This window comes from Staphylococcus sp. HMSC13A10 (assembly GCF_001808005.1).
Classification (GTDB): Bacteria; Bacillota; Bacilli; order Staphylococcales; family Staphylococcaceae; genus Staphylococcus; species Staphylococcus pasteuri.
In genome coordinates this window covers 24,587-42,221 of the sequence record NZ_KV791856.1, presented here as the reverse complement: position 1 = coordinate 42,221, position 17,635 = coordinate 24,587, and the positions used below count along the sequence as shown (strand labels likewise).

General features: G+C 30.4%; 17 protein-coding genes and 2 tRNA genes (1 of these 19 only partly in view). 11 read left to right on the top strand and 8 right to left on the bottom strand.

Annotated elements, in window-relative coordinates:
• Both HMPREF3125_RS04665 and HMPREF3125_RS04660 read left to right on the top strand, forming a co-directional pair.
• Positions 1–40: transfer RNA gene (locus tag HMPREF3125_RS04665), tRNA-OTHER, on the top strand (it extends 52 nt beyond the left edge of the window).
• A 1-nt stretch (position 41) separates the two neighbouring features.
• Positions 42–130 (top strand) — tRNA-Ser (locus HMPREF3125_RS04660).
• Between the two features lie 695 nt (positions 131–825).
• Here HMPREF3125_RS04660 and HMPREF3125_RS13000 read toward each other — a convergent pair.
• Entirely contained in the window at positions 826–960 is a 135-nt protein-coding gene (locus HMPREF3125_RS13000; protein ID WP_256219674.1) for a hypothetical protein, read from the bottom strand.
• A 69-nt stretch (positions 961–1,029) separates the two neighbouring features.
• On the bottom strand, positions 1,030–1,386 hold the full coding sequence (locus HMPREF3125_RS04655; protein WP_017638419.1) for a DoxX family protein: 357 nt from the start codon (positions 1,384–1,386) through the stop codon (positions 1,030–1,032).
• A gap of 302 nt (positions 1,387–1,688) precedes the next feature.
• On the opposite strand from HMPREF3125_RS04655, the gene HMPREF3125_RS04650 reads away from it, so the two are divergent.
• The 3 genes from HMPREF3125_RS04650 to HMPREF3125_RS04640 are packed head-to-tail and all read left to right on the top strand — an operon-like array spanning position 1,689 to position 3,288.
• A complete protein-coding gene (locus HMPREF3125_RS04650) occupies positions 1,689–2,141 on the top strand; it encodes a MarR family winged helix-turn-helix transcriptional regulator (RefSeq protein ID WP_070452237.1) in 453 nt (150 codons plus the stop codon).
• 15 nt (positions 2,142–2,156) lie between these two features.
• Positions 2,157–2,666 (top strand): GNAT family N-acetyltransferase, encoded by a 510-nt coding sequence (locus HMPREF3125_RS04645; protein WP_070452234.1) that lies wholly within the window; start codon positions 2,157–2,159, stop codon positions 2,664–2,666.
• 16 nt (positions 2,667–2,682) lie between these two features.
• The gene (locus tag HMPREF3125_RS04640) at positions 2,683–3,288 is read left to right on the top strand and encodes an FMN-binding negative transcriptional regulator (RefSeq protein ID WP_070452231.1); all 606 of its coding nucleotides are present in this window, start codon (positions 2,683–2,685) and stop codon (positions 3,286–3,288) included.
• A 53-nt stretch (positions 3,289–3,341) separates the two neighbouring features.
• Here the strand turns inward: HMPREF3125_RS04640 and HMPREF3125_RS12995 are convergent, their stop codons facing one another.
• Positions 3,342–3,443, bottom strand: a complete 102-nt coding sequence (locus HMPREF3125_RS12995) for an SAR1012 family small protein (protein ID WP_017638068.1) — start codon at positions 3,441–3,443, stop codon at positions 3,342–3,344.
• 103 nt (positions 3,444–3,546) lie between these two features.
• Positions 3,547–3,759: a TM2 domain-containing protein gene (locus HMPREF3125_RS04635; RefSeq protein ID WP_017638069.1), complete on the bottom strand. Its 213-nt coding sequence runs from the start codon at positions 3,757–3,759 to the stop codon at positions 3,547–3,549.
• A gap of 215 nt (positions 3,760–3,974) precedes the next feature.
• Here HMPREF3125_RS04635 and HMPREF3125_RS04630 point away from each other — a divergent pair, with 215 nt between their 5' ends.
• Entirely contained in the window at positions 3,975–4,526 is a 552-nt protein-coding gene (locus HMPREF3125_RS04630; protein WP_070452227.1) for a GNAT family N-acetyltransferase, read from the top strand.
• A 47-nt stretch (positions 4,527–4,573) separates the two neighbouring features.
• On the opposite strand, the gene HMPREF3125_RS04625 is transcribed toward HMPREF3125_RS04630, so the two are convergent.
• Positions 4,574–5,512 (bottom strand): 1,4-dihydroxy-2-naphthoate polyprenyltransferase, encoded by a 939-nt coding sequence (locus tag HMPREF3125_RS04625; protein WP_017638071.1) that lies wholly within the window; start codon positions 5,510–5,512, stop codon positions 4,574–4,576.
• A 175-nt stretch (positions 5,513–5,687) separates the two neighbouring features.
• Here HMPREF3125_RS04625 and HMPREF3125_RS04620 point away from each other — a divergent pair, with 175 nt between their 5' ends.
• From HMPREF3125_RS04620 to menB, 4 genes are read left to right on the top strand one after another with little or no spacing between them, the layout of a single operon-like run.
• Positions 5,688–7,043, top strand: coding sequence for an isochorismate synthase (locus tag HMPREF3125_RS04620; protein WP_070452224.1), 1,356 nt, complete (start codon positions 5,688–5,690; stop codon positions 7,041–7,043).
• A complete protein-coding gene (menD, locus tag HMPREF3125_RS04615) occupies positions 7,036–8,709 on the top strand; it encodes a 2-succinyl-5-enolpyruvyl-6-hydroxy-3-cyclohexene-1-carboxylic-acid synthase (RefSeq protein WP_070452221.1) in 1,674 nt (557 codons plus the stop codon). The genes HMPREF3125_RS04620 and menD overlap by 8 nt, the downstream gene beginning before the upstream one ends.
• Positions 8,696–9,499: a 2-succinyl-6-hydroxy-2,4-cyclohexadiene-1-carboxylate synthase gene (menH, locus tag HMPREF3125_RS04610; RefSeq protein WP_070452218.1), complete on the top strand. Its 804-nt coding sequence runs from the start codon at positions 8,696–8,698 to the stop codon at positions 9,497–9,499. The genes menD and menH overlap by 14 nt, the downstream gene beginning before the upstream one ends.
• A complete protein-coding gene (menB, locus tag HMPREF3125_RS04605) occupies positions 9,492–10,310 on the top strand; it encodes a 1,4-dihydroxy-2-naphthoyl-CoA synthase (RefSeq protein WP_017638075.1) in 819 nt (272 codons plus the stop codon). The genes menH and menB overlap by 8 nt, the downstream gene beginning before the upstream one ends.
• A gap of 78 nt (positions 10,311–10,388) precedes the next feature.
• Here menB and HMPREF3125_RS04600 read toward each other — a convergent pair whose 3' ends face one another.
• The gene (locus HMPREF3125_RS04600) at positions 10,389–11,570 is read right to left on the bottom strand and encodes an aminotransferase class I/II-fold pyridoxal phosphate-dependent enzyme (RefSeq protein WP_070452215.1); all 1,182 of its coding nucleotides are present in this window, start codon (positions 11,568–11,570) and stop codon (positions 10,389–10,391) included.
• Positions 11,571–11,708: 138 nt separating this feature from the next.
• On the bottom strand, positions 11,709–12,716 hold the full coding sequence (locus HMPREF3125_RS04595) for an acyltransferase family protein (protein WP_017638077.1): 1,008 nt from the start codon (positions 12,714–12,716) through the stop codon (positions 11,709–11,711).
• 153 nt (positions 12,717–12,869) lie between these two features.
• Here HMPREF3125_RS04595 and HMPREF3125_RS04590 point away from each other — a divergent pair, with 153 nt between their 5' ends.
• Positions 12,870–13,289, top strand: a complete 420-nt coding sequence (locus tag HMPREF3125_RS04590) for a MarR family transcriptional regulator (RefSeq protein ID WP_029055549.1) — start codon at positions 12,870–12,872, stop codon at positions 13,287–13,289.
• Between the two features lie 225 nt (positions 13,290–13,514).
• Here the strand turns inward: HMPREF3125_RS04590 and HMPREF3125_RS04585 are convergent, their stop codons facing one another.
• Complete coding sequence (locus HMPREF3125_RS04585; protein ID WP_070452212.1) at positions 13,515–17,612, bottom strand: glucosaminidase domain-containing protein; 4,098 nt, start codon at positions 17,610–17,612, stop codon at positions 13,515–13,517.
• Between the last annotated feature and the right edge of the window lie 23 nt (positions 17,613–17,635).

The window sequence follows — 17,635 nt, the reverse complement described above, 5'->3', positions numbered from 1 at the left end:
AACCGATCGGTCGTAGGTTCGAGTCCTACCTGCGGAGCCATGGAAACGTACTCAAGTTGGCTGAAGAGGCGCCCCTGCTAAGGGTGTAGGTCGCGAGAGCGGCGCGAGGGTTCGAATCCCTCCGTTTCCGTATTTTAGTAAAAATCAGTGAAAATCTGATTAACACTATTTCCGAAGAACGTTGTTAAATCAACGTTCTTTTTTATTTTGGTGAAAATCTGTTTTGAATTAAAATGTCAACGAATTCGACAACATTTAAATTTTCATTCAATATTGTCGGTTTGGTTGTCGGCTTAGACTTCAAAAGCCTAGAATGGTCTAAATCCATTCCAGGTTTATTTTTTGTTTACAAATAAGCCTTTATAATAAAAATAGAAATTCAGTAATCATAAGATTTACTTTATATTTAGCATTGTTTTAGTGAACATTTATTTTTTAGACCAAGTATTTGTTATTGCAGTCTTATAAGAGGTGGTATTATTAGACAAAAACATATTTATCTCATATTAATTATATTAGTAGGGGTTGCCCTAATTTGTATTCCTTGGACAGATACCTATGAAATAATAAGACGATATTTAATGTTGTCATTAGCTATACTAATACCATTATATTTTTTATCACCAACTAAAAAAGATAAAAAATAAAAAAATAAGATAGACTATTCAGTTAGTCTATCTTATTTATTTAATAATTATAAAATTATTAGTTATCCTTTTGATACGTGGCTTTAATCTATTAAATTTGGTTAATTATTTCAACTCAATTCGATTCTAATCAAAATGTTTCTAAATTTAATCGTTTAAAATACACTACTAAGTTATATTACTTCCTATATTCTTCTTTAACGTATTGTTTAACTAAAAACTCAAGAATGAGTTCAGTCATCAATTCATTTTCTTCATATTCTTTGCGTAGCTCTTTTACTTTTTCAATCAATTTATCTTCAGGTGTCTGCAAAATCAATTCTCCTTTTGCTTAAATAATTTGTTTTGATATATTAAAATCACAACAGCCAAGTTAATTTATTTAATAAAATTGAATCCATTTTTTCCAACTATAACTCATCATTACAGCTATATTCATCACAATATGTATAACTTCAAACTCATAACCGCTTACATAACCTCGTGTAATCTTTAAAGTGAATATTGATCCAAGCATGACAGAAATATAAAAAACATTAACATAAGGCGTTAAGATACCAAATATTAAAAAAACTCCACCAATGACTTCACCAATAGACATTAAAATAGCAATTGTAGGTGTTAGCCCCAATGAACCTAAGAAATGAATAGTTCCATTTAAATCATGGAATTTTAGTGTTCCATGTACTAAGAAAGACACTGCCAACATCCATCTAATTAATAATATGCCAATTCTCATTGATACATGACCTCCAACAATAAAGATTTAAAATTAAACTTTATAAGTTTACTAATCTAACATGTATATTAATAAGGAAACTCTAGATATAGTTATAAATATTATTACTTATAAAATTTATTTTATTATATATTGATTTTTATTTCTTGTCACTTAGTATTCATTTGGTAAGGTAGTTTAAAATAATTCAGAGATACGCAGAAACATGTACTAAAAATCATATTAAATTCGTAAATATACCATAAATGTGTTATTCTTAGTTTGTAAAATTATTGCAAATGCAATAAAAAGAGGTGTAGAATTTGCAAGATATTTTAAGAGATATAGGAATAATAGCAAGAGCATTAGATTCAATCAGTAATATTGAATTTAAAGATTTGAAACTTTCAAAAGGTCAATTTATCTATTTAGTAAGAATTTGTGAAAATCCAGGTATGATACAAGAGCAACTTGTAGATATGTTGAAAATTGATAGAGCTACAGCATCAAGATCAATTAAAAATTTGGAAAAGAACAATTTTATATATAAAACCTATAATGAAAATAATAAAAAGAACAAATTGTTATATCCTACTGAAAAAGGGCAGAAATTATATCCATTTATTATAAGGGAAAACAATCATTCCAATGAAGTGGCATTAGAGGGATTCAATAATAAAGAAATTGATGAATTATCAAAAATGTTGAATAGAGTTAAACATAATATATCTGAGGATTGGAAAAATGTTAAAAATGGTAACAAGCGAATATATTAAAAAGGGGTTATTACTATGTTAATAAGACAATGTAATGAAGAGAACTTAGAAAAATTAAAAAATATTGAATATAAGACTTTTAATGAAACATTTAGACCACAAAATAAAGATGAAGATATTGATAATTATTTGAAACAAACTTTCACTGATAATAATGTGCTTAAAGAATTGCAAAATGAAGATTCATTTATATATTTTATTTATGTTGAAGATCAATTGGCTGGGTATTTAAAACTCAATATTAACAAGGCACAAACCGAAGATTTTGGTAATGAATATATTGAAATTGAACGAATTTACGTACTTAACCATTATCAAAAAATGGGTGTTGGAAGAGAACTTTATAATCATGCTTTAAAGGTTGCAAGAGAACATGGATACAACAAAATATGGTTAGGCGTTTGGGAACACAATCTAAAAGCAATTCAATTTTATAAAAAACTTGGCTTTGAAAAAATAGGGGAACATGCTTTTTATATGGGAGAAGATAAACAAATTGATGAAATAATGTCTATTGCTATATAAAAGGGAGGAGAATTATATGTATATTCCAAAGCAATATCAAATCCATGATTATGAAATGATTAAATCATTTATGAATGAACATAATTTTGTCACGATAGTTACTTATAATGGAACGACACCAATTGCTACTCATTTACCAGTAAATATTGAAGAAAAACATAATGAATTATACATTTCGGGTCACTTTGCTAAAGGTAATGAACAATGGAAAACGATCGATCAGAATCAGCAAGTATTAATCATTTTTCAAGGGTCTCATGGATATATATCTTCAACTTGGTATGATACTGAAGATGTGCCGACTTGGGATTACCAAAGCGTTCATGCATATGGAACAGGACAATTATTAACAACTGAAGAATTAGAAAGTGAATTAATTAAAATGCTTGATAAATATGAAAATCATCGACCTAATGGTGCAACTTGGAATAATTTATCTAAAGAAGCAAAACAACAAATTAAAGGTATTGTTGGATTTAAAGTTAAAATTAACAAACTTGAAGCAGCATTTAAAATGAGTCAAAATAGAACTCAATCTGAAAAGGAAAATATTATCATACATCTTAGTCAAAGCGATCAATTAAATGATAAAGATTTAGCTTGTGAACTTAAAAAATTATAGTAAAGCAAAAAGTCAGCCCATTTAGGACTGACTTTTTCACATAACTCAAATATTTATTTTCCACCGTTTGATTTACCTGAAATTAAATTGCGGATAGCTTTTACAATGTAACCTGTAATAACTATTCTAATTGCGCGTTTAATAATATTCATCATTAAAAAATCTCCCTTTATTTTTGTTCTATTTAAGTTATATATACCCAAATTTCAACATTTTAAATGTAAGATATGATTTTTATATGAATATTATAATCGTTTTTTACCTTTCGAATACAATATATCCATCTTTATCAGCTTTTTTAGTAAATGCAACGATAATAGCGTGTACAATTGCTACAATACTAGGAATTCCTGTCCAAAAGAAAACGAGATGTAGTACGCCTTGACCAACTTTATCGGCATAAAATTTATGGACACCCACGCCGCCTAAAAAGATTGCTACAAGTATATAAATAAGTTTGTTCACTTTCATGATTGACTGCCTCCTTAATTTTTATTTTAAACAATTAAGGGTTAGTTATTCAATTAAACTGTAATTATAGGTATGTGTTATATATTATGATATCAACAAAGACATTTTAAAATGAGTCATGATAACTATTGGAAATTAGATGATGACTTTCGTTTATATCGTAGCTTAGTTTCTATATAATTAAATTAAGACACTTAATAAAGGAAGGGTATTTGATGATTAGACAAACGCATCCTAGTGATAATAAAAGAATAGCGGAATTATGTTATATGATATGGGAAGACATGGAATTAGATATGGTGAAGCAAATAAGTAAAGAACGAATTATTCATATTTTAGAATTGAGTGTGGTCAATGTTAAATATCGTAGTTATTATGAGAACGTTTGGGTTTATGAGGAAGATGGCGAAGTAGCAGGTTGTTTAATTGCATATGATGGTGAAAATGAACTTGAATATGAAAAGAAATGGCTTGAACTTCCACTCGATGAAGATATCAGAGCATTTGGTACACCATTACCTATTAAAGAAGCAGAAGATGATGAAATGTATATCGAAACAGTTGCTACCTTCCCGGAATATAGAGGTAAAGGAATAGCCACAAGTTTATTAAAGTATGTGATTGAAAATCATTCCGATAAAAAATGGAGTTTAAATTGCGATTATGGTAATACTAGAGCACAAAGATTATACGAAAAACTAGGTTTTAAAACAGTTAGTGATATTGATCTATACGGTCATATATATCAACATATGATTAAACAATAAAAAAATCGACAATGAACATGTTCATTGTCGACTATCTATATATTTAATTAAATTGCGCCAAGTAATGCACTAATATAAATGCCTAATGCATATAAAATACCGAAAATAGTATTTGTTTTTCCTGTAGCAGCCATTGCTGGCATCATTGTTTCTGGTGTGTCGTTTTTATTAAATCTTCTAACAGCTTTAATTGGCATTGGGAATGACAATAATACTAATAAATAGAAGAGTGATCCACCAGATTTAAATAATGCAGTGAAAATGACAATTAAATACGCAACGATATACATAGTTGCCATAAAGATAACAGATGCTCGTTTACCAAGTAAAATTGGTAAAGTTTTACGTCCGCTTGCTTTATCTTTAACACGGTCTCTAATGTTGTTAGCCATGTTAATAAGACCAATTGTAATAACGATAGGAATACTTAACCATACAATTAATCCTTGTACATTTCCAGTTTGAATAAAGAATGATAAAAGAATAATAATCATACCCATAAACAAGCCGGAGAATAATTCACCAAACGGTGTCCAAGAAATTGGAATTGGACCGCCAGTATATAAATAACCAATCGCCATACATACAATCCCAATAGGAATAATCCAAAATGAACTTTGGAAAGCGAGGAATATACCTAGTAAAGCGGCAATAATGTAAAAGGCAATTGCGATGTTCATAACTAATTTAGGGCTCATACCATTACGTACAATAGCGCCACCAATACCTACGGATGTATGATCATCTAGACCTTTTTTAAAATCGTAATATTCATTAAACATGTTGGTAGCTGCTTGAATTAACAAACAAGCAAGTAACATTGCTAAGAATAAACTAAATTTTAGATGATCTTCGCTTCCTAGAAGATATAGTTTAGCCGATGCAGTACCCACTAACACGGGAACAACTGCAGCAGTTAAAGTATGAGGTCTCATTAATTGCCAATATTTTTTCACAGTTGAATATTGTTGATATTGATCTGCCATAATTTATAACCTCTTATTTTTTTATAGTTTTAACATTAATATTTTAAAGTAATTATTAATAAAGGTCAATTCACGTGAAAAATTGCATTACTTTATTAAGCAATTCCACTAAAATTAAGTTTGAAAAATGATACAATATACTAATGAGTAAATATAGAAGAAAGAAGTGAAATGAATGGCTGTTAACGTTAAAGAAGATGAGATTGTCAATAAGTTATATGGAAGCTCTAAAGATTGGGTCTCAGTAGAAGTTGAAATCAACCAAAGTATAGATCCAAGTACGTTATTTCATTTAACTGAATCACAAGCAGGTGATCGTTTTTATTTACGTCTAAACGATAATCAATCTTCATATTTCGGATATCATGCAATTCGAAAGTTCAAAAATAATTTCGAAAATAAACAGTCTATCTTTAAAGAATGGGAAGCCTTAAAAAAAGATATAGAATTAATACATCCAGATAGTGAAAAACACCATTTACGTTTATGTGGTGGTTTTCAATTTTCAAAACATAAATCAGATGATGAGTGGAGAGAATACGGTTTAAATCATTTTGTATTACCTGAAGTTTTAATCTCAACAGAGGGACAACGTCATTTTATCACTTACACAACAGAAAGAGATAAATTTGATATAGATGCTTTTAAAACATTAGTTAGTCAATTTGAGCAGGTCAATGTAGATTCATACGATGAGCATATAGGTAATGTGACAAGAATGGAAGATATTTATTTAGACGAATGGCGTGACTTGGTTAAAGAAGCCATCGAAAGTATAGATTATTCTAAGAAAATTGTCTTAGCACGTAGACGTTTAATTAAATTTGATGAAGAAATCAGCATTCCATATGTTTTATCTAAAGCTTTAAAAAATGAAAAAAACAGTTATATCTTTTTACTTGAATCAAATCAATCTGTCTTCTTTTCACAAACACCAGAACAATTAATCAAAGTTGAGAATCAAGTTCTATCTACTAAAGCTGTTGCTGGAACAATTAAACGATCTCATGATGAACAGGAAGATCAAGCGAATATAAATGCTTTTCTAAATGACAAAAAGAATTTAGGTGAACATCAATTTGTCGTTGAAAGTATCTTAAATGATATTCAACCTTATGTTGAAGATGTAGACTACAATGAAACACCTAATATTTTAAAAAATGACCATTTATATCACTTATATACACAAATAGAAGGTAAGTTAAATGATCATTCATATATTAGTTTAATCGATCGTTTGCATCCTACACCTGCATTAGGTGGATACCCTAAAGATGAAGCATTAGAATTTATTGAGAAAAAAGAATTTGGAACACGTGGTTTATATGGGTCACCAGTAGGTTTTATTGATGTATATGATGATTGTGAATTTATAGTAGCTATTCGTTCGATGTTAATTAAAGGCGATCAAGCAACATTATTTGCAGGTTGTGGAATAGTGAAAGACTCTGATCCAGATAGTGAAATTGCTGAAACAGCAGTAAAATTTTCACCAATGATGAATGCATTAGGAGTAGATGAAAATGAGTAATTATAATGAAGCATTAACAACTCAAGTATTTACATTTGCATCAGAATTATATGCTTATGGCGTAAGAGAAGTTGTAATTAGTCCGGGATCTCGTTCGACCCCATTAGCTATCGCATTAGAAGCGCATCCAAACATTAAAACTTGGATTCATCCAGATGAACGAAGCGCTGCCTTTTTTGCACTAGGTTTAATAAAAGGTAGCGAGAGACCTGTAGCTATATTATGTACTTCTGGTACAGCAGCAGCTAATTATACACCAGCAATTGCTGAAAGTCAGATTAGTCGTATACCACTTATTGTCTTAACTAGTGATCGTCCTCATGAACTAAGAAGTGTAGGAGCGCCACAAGCAATTAATCAAGTGAATATGTTTAGTAACTATGTGAATTTCCAATTTGATATGCCAATTGCTGATGGAACAACAAATATGCTAGATACTATTCATTATCAAATGCAAATTGCTAGTCAGTATTTATTTGGACCACACAAAGGACCAATTCACTTTAATTTACCATTTAGAGAACCTTTAACACCTAATTTAGATAGAACAGAATTATTAAAATCAGAATCTAAGACACTACCACATTATCAAAAAATGATTGATGTTATGCCAATCAAAGAAAAGATAGAAAAAGATAAAGGTTTAATCATAGTAGGTGATATGCAACACCAAGAAGTTGACCAAATATTATCTTATGCAACTGAAAATGATTTACCTGTGTTAGCCGATCCGCTAAGTCAGTTAAGACGTAATAATCATCCTAATGTTATTACAACGTATGATTTATTGTATCGAGCTGGTATGGATTGGGAAGTCGATTTTGTAATTAGAGTTGGTAAACCTGTTATATCTAAAAAGTTAAATCAATGGTTGAAGGCTACATCAGCGTTTCAAATATTAGTTCAAAATAATGATAAAATTGATGTATTTCCAGTACCGCCTGATGTTTCTTATGAAATATCTGCGAATGACTTTTTCAGATCTTTAAAGAATAACCAACCTATTAATAGAAAAGCATGGATAGAGAAATGGCAAACATTAGAAAAGCAAGCTCGTATTGAAATAAATGATTATCTACAACATGCTACTGATGAAGGGGCTTATGTAGGAGAATTGATTTCAAAACTAACTAAACAAGATGCATTATTTGTAAGTAATAGTATGCCAGTAAGAGATGTTGATAATCTATTATTTAATAGTGAAGCTGAAATCTATGCCAATCGTGGTGCCAATGGTATTGATGGTGTTGTATCTACAGCATTAGGTATGGCAGTTCATAAACATGTTACTTTATTAATTGGAGATTTAGCTTTTTACCACGATATGAATGGACTACTCATGTCAAAATTAAATAACATACACTTAAATGTAATTTTATTGAATAATGATGGGGGAGGTATCTTTTCATATTTACCTCAAAAATCATCTGCATCAGAATACTTTGAGCGTTTATTTGGTACACCAACTGGGTTGGATTTTGAACATGCCGCATTATTATATGAATTTAATTTCAAACGTTTTAATACTTTATCTGAATTTAAAGATATGACGCTTTCACAATCCGGCGCTATCGTATATGAAATCATTACTGATAGAGAAGACAATTTACAGCAACATCAAATTTTATATAAGAAATTGAGTGAAATAATTAATGCTACATCATAAATTTTATTCATCCAACAAACCATCCAATCAATTGTTGATTATGTTACATGGCTTTATTAGTGATGGATCAACATTTGATAGTCATATAGATACGTTGACTAAACAAGTTAATGTATTGACTGTTGATTTGCCAGGACATGGTAATGATGATTCACCTATGAACCAAGAATGGAACTTTTCATATATAAGTCAAAAATTAGACCAAATATTAAGTGAATATCATCAATATCATCAATATTTATTAGGTTATTCTATGGGTGGTAGAGTATCACTTTACTATGCATTACATGGTACTAATGAATTGTCAGGTTTAATATTAGAAAGCACGTCGCCCGGTATACAAAAAGAAGAAGATCAGATAGAACGACAACAAGTTGATAATGCTAGAGCGAAAGTATTAGAAATTGCTGGACTGGAAATATTTGTTAACGATTGGGAAAGATTACCGTTATTTGCATCCCAATATGATTTAGATAAATCAGTTAAAAAACAAATTCGTCAAAACAGAATGAATCAAGATCCTAGTAAGTTAGCAAAAGCTTTGAGAGATTATGGTACAGGGCAAATGCCAAATTTATGGCCATCACTTATTAACATTCAAATACCGACAATTATATTAGCTGGTCAAAAAGATGAGAAATTTGTAAATATTGCCCAAAAGATGAATGAACAAATTATTAATAGTAGAAAAACAATAGTTTCTGAAGTAGGTCATACAATTCACGTGGAAGATAGCGCGGAATTTGATACAATAATATTAGGTTTTTTAAAGGAGGAGCAAAATGACTAGACAGTGGGAAACACTTAGAGAATATGATGAAATTAAATATGAATTTTACGATGGAATTGCAAAGGTAACAATTAATCGTCCAGAAGTACGTAATGCATTTACACCTAAGACAGTAGCTGAAATGATTGATGCCTTTTCACGTGCGCGTGATGATCAAAAAATATCAGTTATTATTTTAACTGGTGAAGGAGATAAAGCATTCTGTTCTGGTGGAGATCAGAAGAAACGTGGACACGGTGGTTATGTTGGCGAAGATGACATTCCTCGTTTAAATGTATTAGATTTACAACGTTTAATCAGAGTTATTCCAAAACCAGTTATCGCAATGGTACGTGGTTATGCTATTGGTGGAGGTAACGTATTAAACGTAGTATGTGACTTAACTATTGCAGCAGACAATGCTATTTTCGGACAAACTGGTCCTAAAGTAGGTTCATTTGATGCTGGTTATGGTTCTGGTTATTTAGCAAGAATTGTTGGACATAAGAAAGCAAGAGAAATTTGGTACTTATGTCGTCAATATAATGCACAAGAAGCATTAGACATGGGATTAGTTAATACTGTCGTTCCATTAGATCAAATAGAAGACGAAACAGTTGCTTGGTGTCAAGATATCATGAAACATTCACCAACAGCACTACGTTTCTTAAAAGCAGCTATGAATGCAGATACAGATGGCTTAGCAGGTTTACAACAAATGGCTGGAGATGCAACTTTACTTTATTATACAACTGATGAAGCTAAAGAAGGTCGTGACGCATTTAAAGAAAAACGTGACCCTGACTTTGACCAATTCCCTAAATTCCCATAAGATTTGATATAAACGAACCCCTTAAAGTATGGTGTTAAAGCCATCATACTTTAAGGGGTTTTTTACTGTGTTTATGATTTATTTATTAGTTGGAAATTGTTCCGGATATTGCTCTTTTAAATAATCTTCTAAACGTGACATACCTTCTTTGAGTAATGACATATCATAAGCATAAGAAATTCTTACATGGCCTTTCCCAATATCTGTAAAGGACGAACCAGGTACCATAGCAACGTGAGCTTTTTCTAACACATCAACACAAAAATTAAAATCATCATCTGTATAATTTTTTATACTTGGGAAAATGTAAAATGCGCCTTCAGGTACAGCATTTAATTCGAAACCAAGGTCTTGAAGTTTTTCGATTAAATAGTCACGACGCTCAATATAAGCTTTATTCATATATTTTGGCGCTTCTAAACCTTCATTTAATGCAGCGATACATGCATGTTGAGCTGGAACATTTGTACAAATGCAATTATATGCATGCATGAAAGTTAATTTTTCAATTAAATATTCTGGTCCAATTAAAAATCCAACACGGATACCAGTTGCTGAATGTGATTTACTTAAACCACTGATGAGTATTAATTGATCTCTAATCTCATCTAATTCAGCGAAAGAAGTATGAACACCATTAAACGTGTTTTCTGCATAGATTTCATCACTAATGATAAATACATTATATTTAGACAATGTATTTACAATATCGCTGACTTCTTCACGATTTAATGTCACGCCTGTAGGATTTGTAGGATAATTAAGTAAAACAGCTTTTGTATTTTCATTGATATATTGATTCAACAATTCTGGTGTGATTTTGAAAGATGTTTCGGTAGTATCAATAAATTTTGGCACAGCACCTAAAGTTTGAATTAAAGGGATATAGCCCGCATATGTAGGACTTGGAATGATAATTTCATCTCCTGGATTGATAATACTACGCAATGTAGTATCTAAAGCTTCACTAGCACCATTAGTCATAATTATTTCATCAACACTATATTCGAAACCATATTTATTTTGATAATAATTACTTATAGCCTGTCTAGCTTCTATGATCCCTTTATTGTGAGAATAACTTGTTTGGTCATTTTTAATGGCTTTGATGTAAGCGTCTTTTACCACTTCTGGCATATGAAAATCAGGCTGCCCAATTGTTAAATTGATACAATCATCAATATCTTTCATACGGTTTGAAAATTGTCGAATACTAGGTGCTTTTAAAAATTTTGACTGCTCATTTAATTGTAATTTCATAAATCATTACTCCTCTAAAAAATACCAAAATATAGTACTTTTAATGTTTGAAATGTCGTATAATTCTTTCAAATTATTACAATCATAACATATTTTAAGCACTACATTTTGGTATACGAATTAATTTTATAATAAACATTACCCTTTGAATTTAGAAGGGGATTTTAAGTTTATGATTGGATTTGTCCATTTACATATCCACCGGTTCGATAAGATATAAACTATAATGCCAGATGTAATAAATAAAAATAGATAAGTAAATACAGAAATTGGCGATTTAAATGGATAGAGTTCAAATCCACGAATAATACCAATAATTAAACCATGTAATAAATAGACATACATTGTCCTACTACCAATATAGGTATAAAAACGTAATTTTTGAGATGTTAAATTTAAGAATGCAAACATCGACACTAAAATAACTACATACAATAGTAAACGTTTCAGTGGACTATATACGTCTTCGGCATTTTGTTCTAATGAAGTATAAGGCGTACTACCTAATAACCAATCAGAATTAATTGGATGTAAATAATAACCTACAAAGTAAAGGATAAATACTAAAATGGAGATAGGCACCCATTTTTTACTTCTTAACACCATACTTTGGTTTTTAGTAAATAAATGACCTAAATAGAAAATTGGGAAGAATACAATGGTACGAGAAATACTCATGTATTCATCAATGTTAGCCGAATAACCGGCAAATACTGAAAAAACAATGGAAATAGTAAGAACAATCCATGGATTATATCTTCTTACAATAACTAAAACGACATGGAAGAAGAATAACGTTAATAAAAACCATAATGCAAATACAGGGTTGAATGGATCTAATTGTAAACTATCGCTTTTTCCAGTTAAAAAATAATACACCGAGTAAAATGCGAAAAATATGAAATACGGTAATAATAATTTTTTAGCAATATTTTCTAAATAATAAGGTTTGTCTAAATTTTTAGCAAAGTAACCTGATATAAATAAAAATGTTGGCATGTGGAAACTATAAATAACTAGATATAGTGCTGATAAATTTTTATCTTCTGAAGTATACGGCTGTAATAGATGTCCAAACACTACTAAAAATATAAGTATCGCTCGGGCATTATCAAAAAAATAATCCCTGTCCTTAATGGAAGGCATAAATATGTCTCCTTTTTATTGTTTAACTGTACTTAATTTATTATATTTTATGGCGATAATGCAACGATTTTGACTACAATATAAAATTCTATTGTATATCTTATAAAAAAAGCATATAATATTATCAACTAAATAAAGTGGAGTAGAAACAGCATGTATAAACAACTTGAAAAACTTATTACACTTACTAACAACGATTTGAATATAGTTAACCGACGCTTTGGACAAAGAACAGACATTACATCAGAACAATTAGAGTTATTACGAATACTGTATAATTACGACCGTTTATCACAATATGATTTAACAATGAAGATTAGTCGAGAACAATCGATTGTGTCACGATGGATTAAAAAACTTGTATTGAAAGGATATATTACAAGTCAGCAGTCACATGAAGATTTAAGATGTAAGGAATTAATTCTTACAGAGGAAGCACGAGCATTAATTAAGCAGATAAATACTGCTCGATGTGAATTAATAGAGGCTAGATGTCAATGCTTATCAGAAAACGAAATCGAAAGTTTAAATCAATTATTAAACAAGTTAAATAGTCGCCATAGTTTTCATTAATGGATGATAAAGATATTAAAAATGTCGTGAGTCAATGATTTATAGATTTAATAAATATAAAGAAAGCAATTTCTATTGAAATAAGATAGAAATTGCTTTCTTTATTTATATCGGAATAATATTAACAAGAAAATTTCCTTTTAAAGGTTATAGGATCATAGAAAAGAGAAGGGGGACGTAATAAAAATCGACTAACAAGAATTATCTTGTTAGTCGAAATAAGAATTATTTAAATGTAGGAATATCAAAGAATTTACCAACTTCTCCGATTTGATCATATAATCCTTTTAATACTTGTGCATTTGAATCTGCCCAATTAATATCTGTTGCATATTGATGTGTACCTGGGTGTGCAGGATTCCAACGCATTTTGTATAACGTGTTTTGTCCAGCTTTCACATATGAATTACCTATGAATTTAGCTCCACCGATAATCGCTTTTGAAACTGAATTCCAACCAGACGCTTTAGCAAAGTTTAATCCTTCGCCTAGAGCATTATAGTCATAAGCACCAATACCAAATACATTATGATATTTAGTTGCAGAACGAGTATTTACTACACCGTTTGTAATGTTAGCACCTTTAGCTAATTGAGATTGTCCATTTCCAGTTTCTAATAAAGCATGTGAAATTAAGTAAATTTCATTTAAGCCATATTTTTTAGCCGCTTGACTAAATGCTGCACCTTGGTTTTCAAGTACGCCTTTACCTTTAAGTAATTTATTTAAAGTAGCTTCAGATAAATACTGTGGTTGATCTAAACGTAAAAATTGATATTTAGATACAGGATTTTTAGCTAATTTATTAGAATCCATAGCATTTTTTGTTTCATAGTAAGTTGCATTTGACCATACGCCAGGAGTTCTTTGAACTTGTGGGCCATAGCTTAAATTACTTTGAATAGAAGCCATTTGGTTTAATGTACGTCCTGTATTTGAATACTTAACCAATTCTTTTGTTAAATCGTTTGCTTTAACCCAAGCATATTTACCATTAGTTAATTTACCGTAATACCAAGTAACACCATTTTGTTGTTTTTGTTTAATGACTACAAATGGTTTTTCATAATAAGTTTTTAATGAATAACCGTTCTTTGCAGCAGGATCATCATAATAATAACCATTATTATTTTTGATAACGAAAGTATAATTATATGGCGTTGCAGGATTGTTAGTATTAGATTGTTCTAAGTCTTTTGCTGCAATCCAACCAGTGCGATTGTTAACTGTACCATATAAATATTTTTCGTTACCTACATATACAGCTTTTGAAGCGTTAAAAGTTTGATTTACTAATTGACTTGTAGGTAATAATTGTTGGTTTTTAGTTCCCCATGCAATTGAATAAAGCCCATTATTATTGCTATTCACTTTATATTTACCTGTTTCTTTAGCTTCATTTCCTAGGTTTTGAACATTAATATCATTAATGTTAACCCAGCCTAATGGTGTGTTTGATACTGTGTTTTGTAATAACACATAAGTTTGATTACCTTCAGTTCTTTGTTTAGAAATTGTGAAAGTACGATTTGCGTATTTAGTACCACTTTTAGCTGTTTTATCATATACAGAACTACGAATACCAGAGTTGTTAAGTTTTACTTGACCAATTTTTTTAGTAGTTTGAGTAATGTTAGTTTTAGCCGTAGTTTGAGTTTTAGGTGTTTCTTCGTTTGTTACAGCATATGATTTAAAAGCCATTTTAGGTTTAGCAACAGTTGATTTAGTTGAAGTTGGTTCAGATAAATAATACTTACTAATCCAACCAGTGATACCATTTACAGTTCCATATAGATAAGTAGCTTTATCAATTTGTTGCTGTTTAGTAGCTTTAAATGTTTGGTTACCGTTACCTGAAACTGTTCCTGCTTCTTGTTTATAAGTACCCCAAGGAACTGTATAAGCTTTTGTACCAGGTTTAACGCTATATGAATGATTTACAGAAGTAGGTGATTTAGCCGTATTATAGACTACATCTCCTTGTTTAACCCAACCATAAGTTTTGCCAGTATTATAATCTTGAACTAAGTAAAATTTATCATTACCTAATGTAGCTGTTTTAGAAACTGCTAATGTTTTTTGTACTTCTTTTGTTGTTTTACCAGATTTATCGTAAACAGTTGTATATAAACCACTATTTTTAGAATTGATTTGAGCTACGCCATTATTTGCTGCAACTGTTAATTTATTATTAGTAGTTGTAGGCTTAGTTGTTGGTTTTGTAGCTGGTTTAGTAGTGTTAGTAGGTGTAGTTAAATAAGCTTTACTAATCCATCCAGTTAAACCGTTAACTGTACCATATAAATATGTTGATTTATCAATTTGTTGTTGTTTAGTAGCTTTAAAAGTTTGATTTCCTTTTCCTGAAACTGTACCAGCTACTTGTTTACTAGTACCCCAAGGTACTGTATAAGCTTTAGTACCAGATTTAACATTATAAGATTGATTAACTTTTACTGGTGATTTAGCTGTATTATAAATTACTTCATTTTGTTTAACCCAACCAAATTTTTCCCCAGTATTATAATCCTGTACAAGGTAAAATTTATCATTACCTAATGTTGCAGTTTTAGTTACTGATAATGCTTTTTGTACTTCTTTAGTAGAGTGACCTTTTTTGTCATAAACAGTTGTGTATAGTCCACTATTTTTTGTGTTAATTTGAGCCATACCATTATTTGCAGCAACTGTTAATTTACTATTACTAGTTGAAGGTTTAGTAGTAGGTTTAGTTGTTGTACTTCCACTAGAAGGTTTAGTTGTACTTGTTGAAGTAGTACCCCAAGGTGCAACTTGTCCCATTTTAATTTGATATTTTTCATTGATTAAATCGTATAATTCATTATAACTATAATTATGTTGTTTAAAGTAACCATGTGGGTCAGCATGGTCTGTACCACCTAACCATCTACTAATTGCTGAATGTGTCCAAACAGTACCGCTACCATCGTTTTCAGCGCTATTAGGTTTTAAACCATAATATTGTAATTGTGTTGCAGCGTAATCAGCATAGTTGTTCATTGAACGTGCAAATGAATCATAGTCATGTGTATGAACAATTTCAACGTTTATATAACGTTCATTACCGTATGGACCAGCTCCCCATGATAAGTAATCAGTAGGGGCAGTTTCGATGATTCTGTTGCCGTCTACAAACGCATGTACGAAAGCTGAGTTGTAATTGTTCTTCATGTAATTGATTTCGCCCGTAATTGTTGAATTTTCATTAGCTGTATCATGGACAACAATTCCTTCAGGTTTACCTACACCATTTCTGTATCCATATTTAGGTAAGTAAGTTGAATAATCTTCTTCAATCTGAGGTGCTTTAAAATTCTTTTTACGAATATAATCATTTATTGAAGATTTCACTGCTGGTTTGTATTTTGGTAAAGAAGATGTTGCTTTTTTAGCAGTTGCATACATCATTCTTGGTTTGGCTACTGATCTAAAAGTAGACACTTGATTATTTGATGAATCGTTCACTTTAGCTGATTCAACTTTAGCTGATTCCTTAGTATCATTTTTAGTGTTTGTTGTATTAGTGTTTGTTGATTTTGTAGTTTGATTAGAGATAGCTGATTTATCTGTTTTATTACTTTCAGATTGTGCAGTTGTTACTGTTTGTTTAGTAGTGTCATTTGAATTGTTATCTGACACATTTTCACTCTCAACATCATCTTCATCATCAATTAAACTATAACCACCATTATTTTTAACTGTTTGCTTAGTTGATTGGTTAGTAGATTCAGTGTTTTCATTTTGACTAGTTTCTTGGCTAGTTTTATTTTTTACATTATTATCTGTATCTTGAGTTTGCTGTTGAGCTTGAGCATTAGTGTTATTGTCAGTTTGTTCTTTAACAGCTTCATTATTATCGTTAGTTGATTTATCAGAGTCAACGTTAGTTGTTGATTGATTATCAGTAGCATCAGTACTCACATCTTTTTGATTGTCAGTATCATTTTGTTTAGATTCTTTATCAGAATTTGTACTATCACTTGTTGTATTAGTAATATTTGTTACATCTGCAGTATCATTTTGTTTAGATGTATCATTATCTTCTGTAGAAGTAGTCTGTACAGGTTTTACTTTAGTTGGATCTTGATAAGTTTGAGTACCAGAAATATTTTGTGTTGGGTTACTCACTTCTTTTTTAGCATTGTTAGCTTGTTTTAAGGTTGTTTGGTCATCCAGTACATTCTTGTTTTTAGTTTGGTCTTGAGTAGCTTCTGCTGCATCTGCATGGTGAGCCGTAAATGCTGTTCCAAATAAAGTTAGTGCAACCATTGACGGTAATTTGTAATTGAATTTTTTCGCCATTATTATAATTACTCCTTGTATGT

Excerpts from the sequence above, each read along its gene's own strand:
- HMPREF3125_RS04620 (WP_070452224.1), top strand. The coding sequence starts at position 5,688 with ATGGCTGTTAACGTTAAAGAAGATGAGATTGTCAATAAGTTATATGGA.
- menB (WP_017638075.1), top strand. The coding sequence starts at position 9,492 with ATGACTAGACAGTGGGAAACACTTAGAGAATATGATGAAATTAAATAT.
- HMPREF3125_RS04625 (WP_017638071.1), bottom strand. The coding sequence starts at position 5,512 with ATGGCAGATCAATATCAACAATATTCAACTGTGAAAAAATATTGGCAA.
- HMPREF3125_RS04635 (WP_017638069.1), bottom strand. The coding sequence starts at position 3,759 with ATGAAAGTGAACAAACTTATTTATATACTTGTAGCAATCTTTTTAGGC.
- HMPREF3125_RS04600 (WP_070452215.1), bottom strand. The coding sequence starts at position 11,570 with ATGAAATTACAATTAAATGAGCAGTCAAAATTTTTAAAAGCACCTAGT.
- HMPREF3125_RS04590 (WP_029055549.1), top strand. The coding sequence starts at position 12,870 with ATGTATAAACAACTTGAAAAACTTATTACACTTACTAACAACGATTTG.
- menH (WP_070452218.1), top strand. The coding sequence starts at position 8,696 with ATGCTACATCATAAATTTTATTCATCCAACAAACCATCCAATCAATTG.
- HMPREF3125_RS12995 (WP_017638068.1), bottom strand. The coding sequence starts at position 3,443 with ATGATGAATATTATTAAACGCGCAATTAGAATAGTTATTACAGGTTAC.
- HMPREF3125_RS04585 (WP_070452212.1), bottom strand. The coding sequence starts at position 17,612 with ATGGCGAAAAAATTCAATTACAAATTACCGTCAATGGTTGCACTAACT.
- HMPREF3125_RS04630 (WP_070452227.1), top strand. The coding sequence starts at position 3,975 with ATGATTAGACAAACGCATCCTAGTGATAATAAAAGAATAGCGGAATTA.
- menD (WP_070452221.1), top strand. The coding sequence starts at position 7,036 with ATGAGTAATTATAATGAAGCATTAACAACTCAAGTATTTACATTTGCA.
- HMPREF3125_RS04645 (WP_070452234.1), top strand. The coding sequence starts at position 2,157 with ATGTTAATAAGACAATGTAATGAAGAGAACTTAGAAAAATTAAAAAAT.
- HMPREF3125_RS04595 (WP_017638077.1), bottom strand. The coding sequence starts at position 12,716 with ATGCCTTCCATTAAGGACAGGGATTATTTTTTTGATAATGCCCGAGCG.
- HMPREF3125_RS04655 (WP_017638419.1), bottom strand. The coding sequence starts at position 1,386 with ATGAGAATTGGCATATTATTAATTAGATGGATGTTGGCAGTGTCTTTC.
- HMPREF3125_RS04640 (WP_070452231.1), top strand. The coding sequence starts at position 2,683 with ATGTATATTCCAAAGCAATATCAAATCCATGATTATGAAATGATTAAA.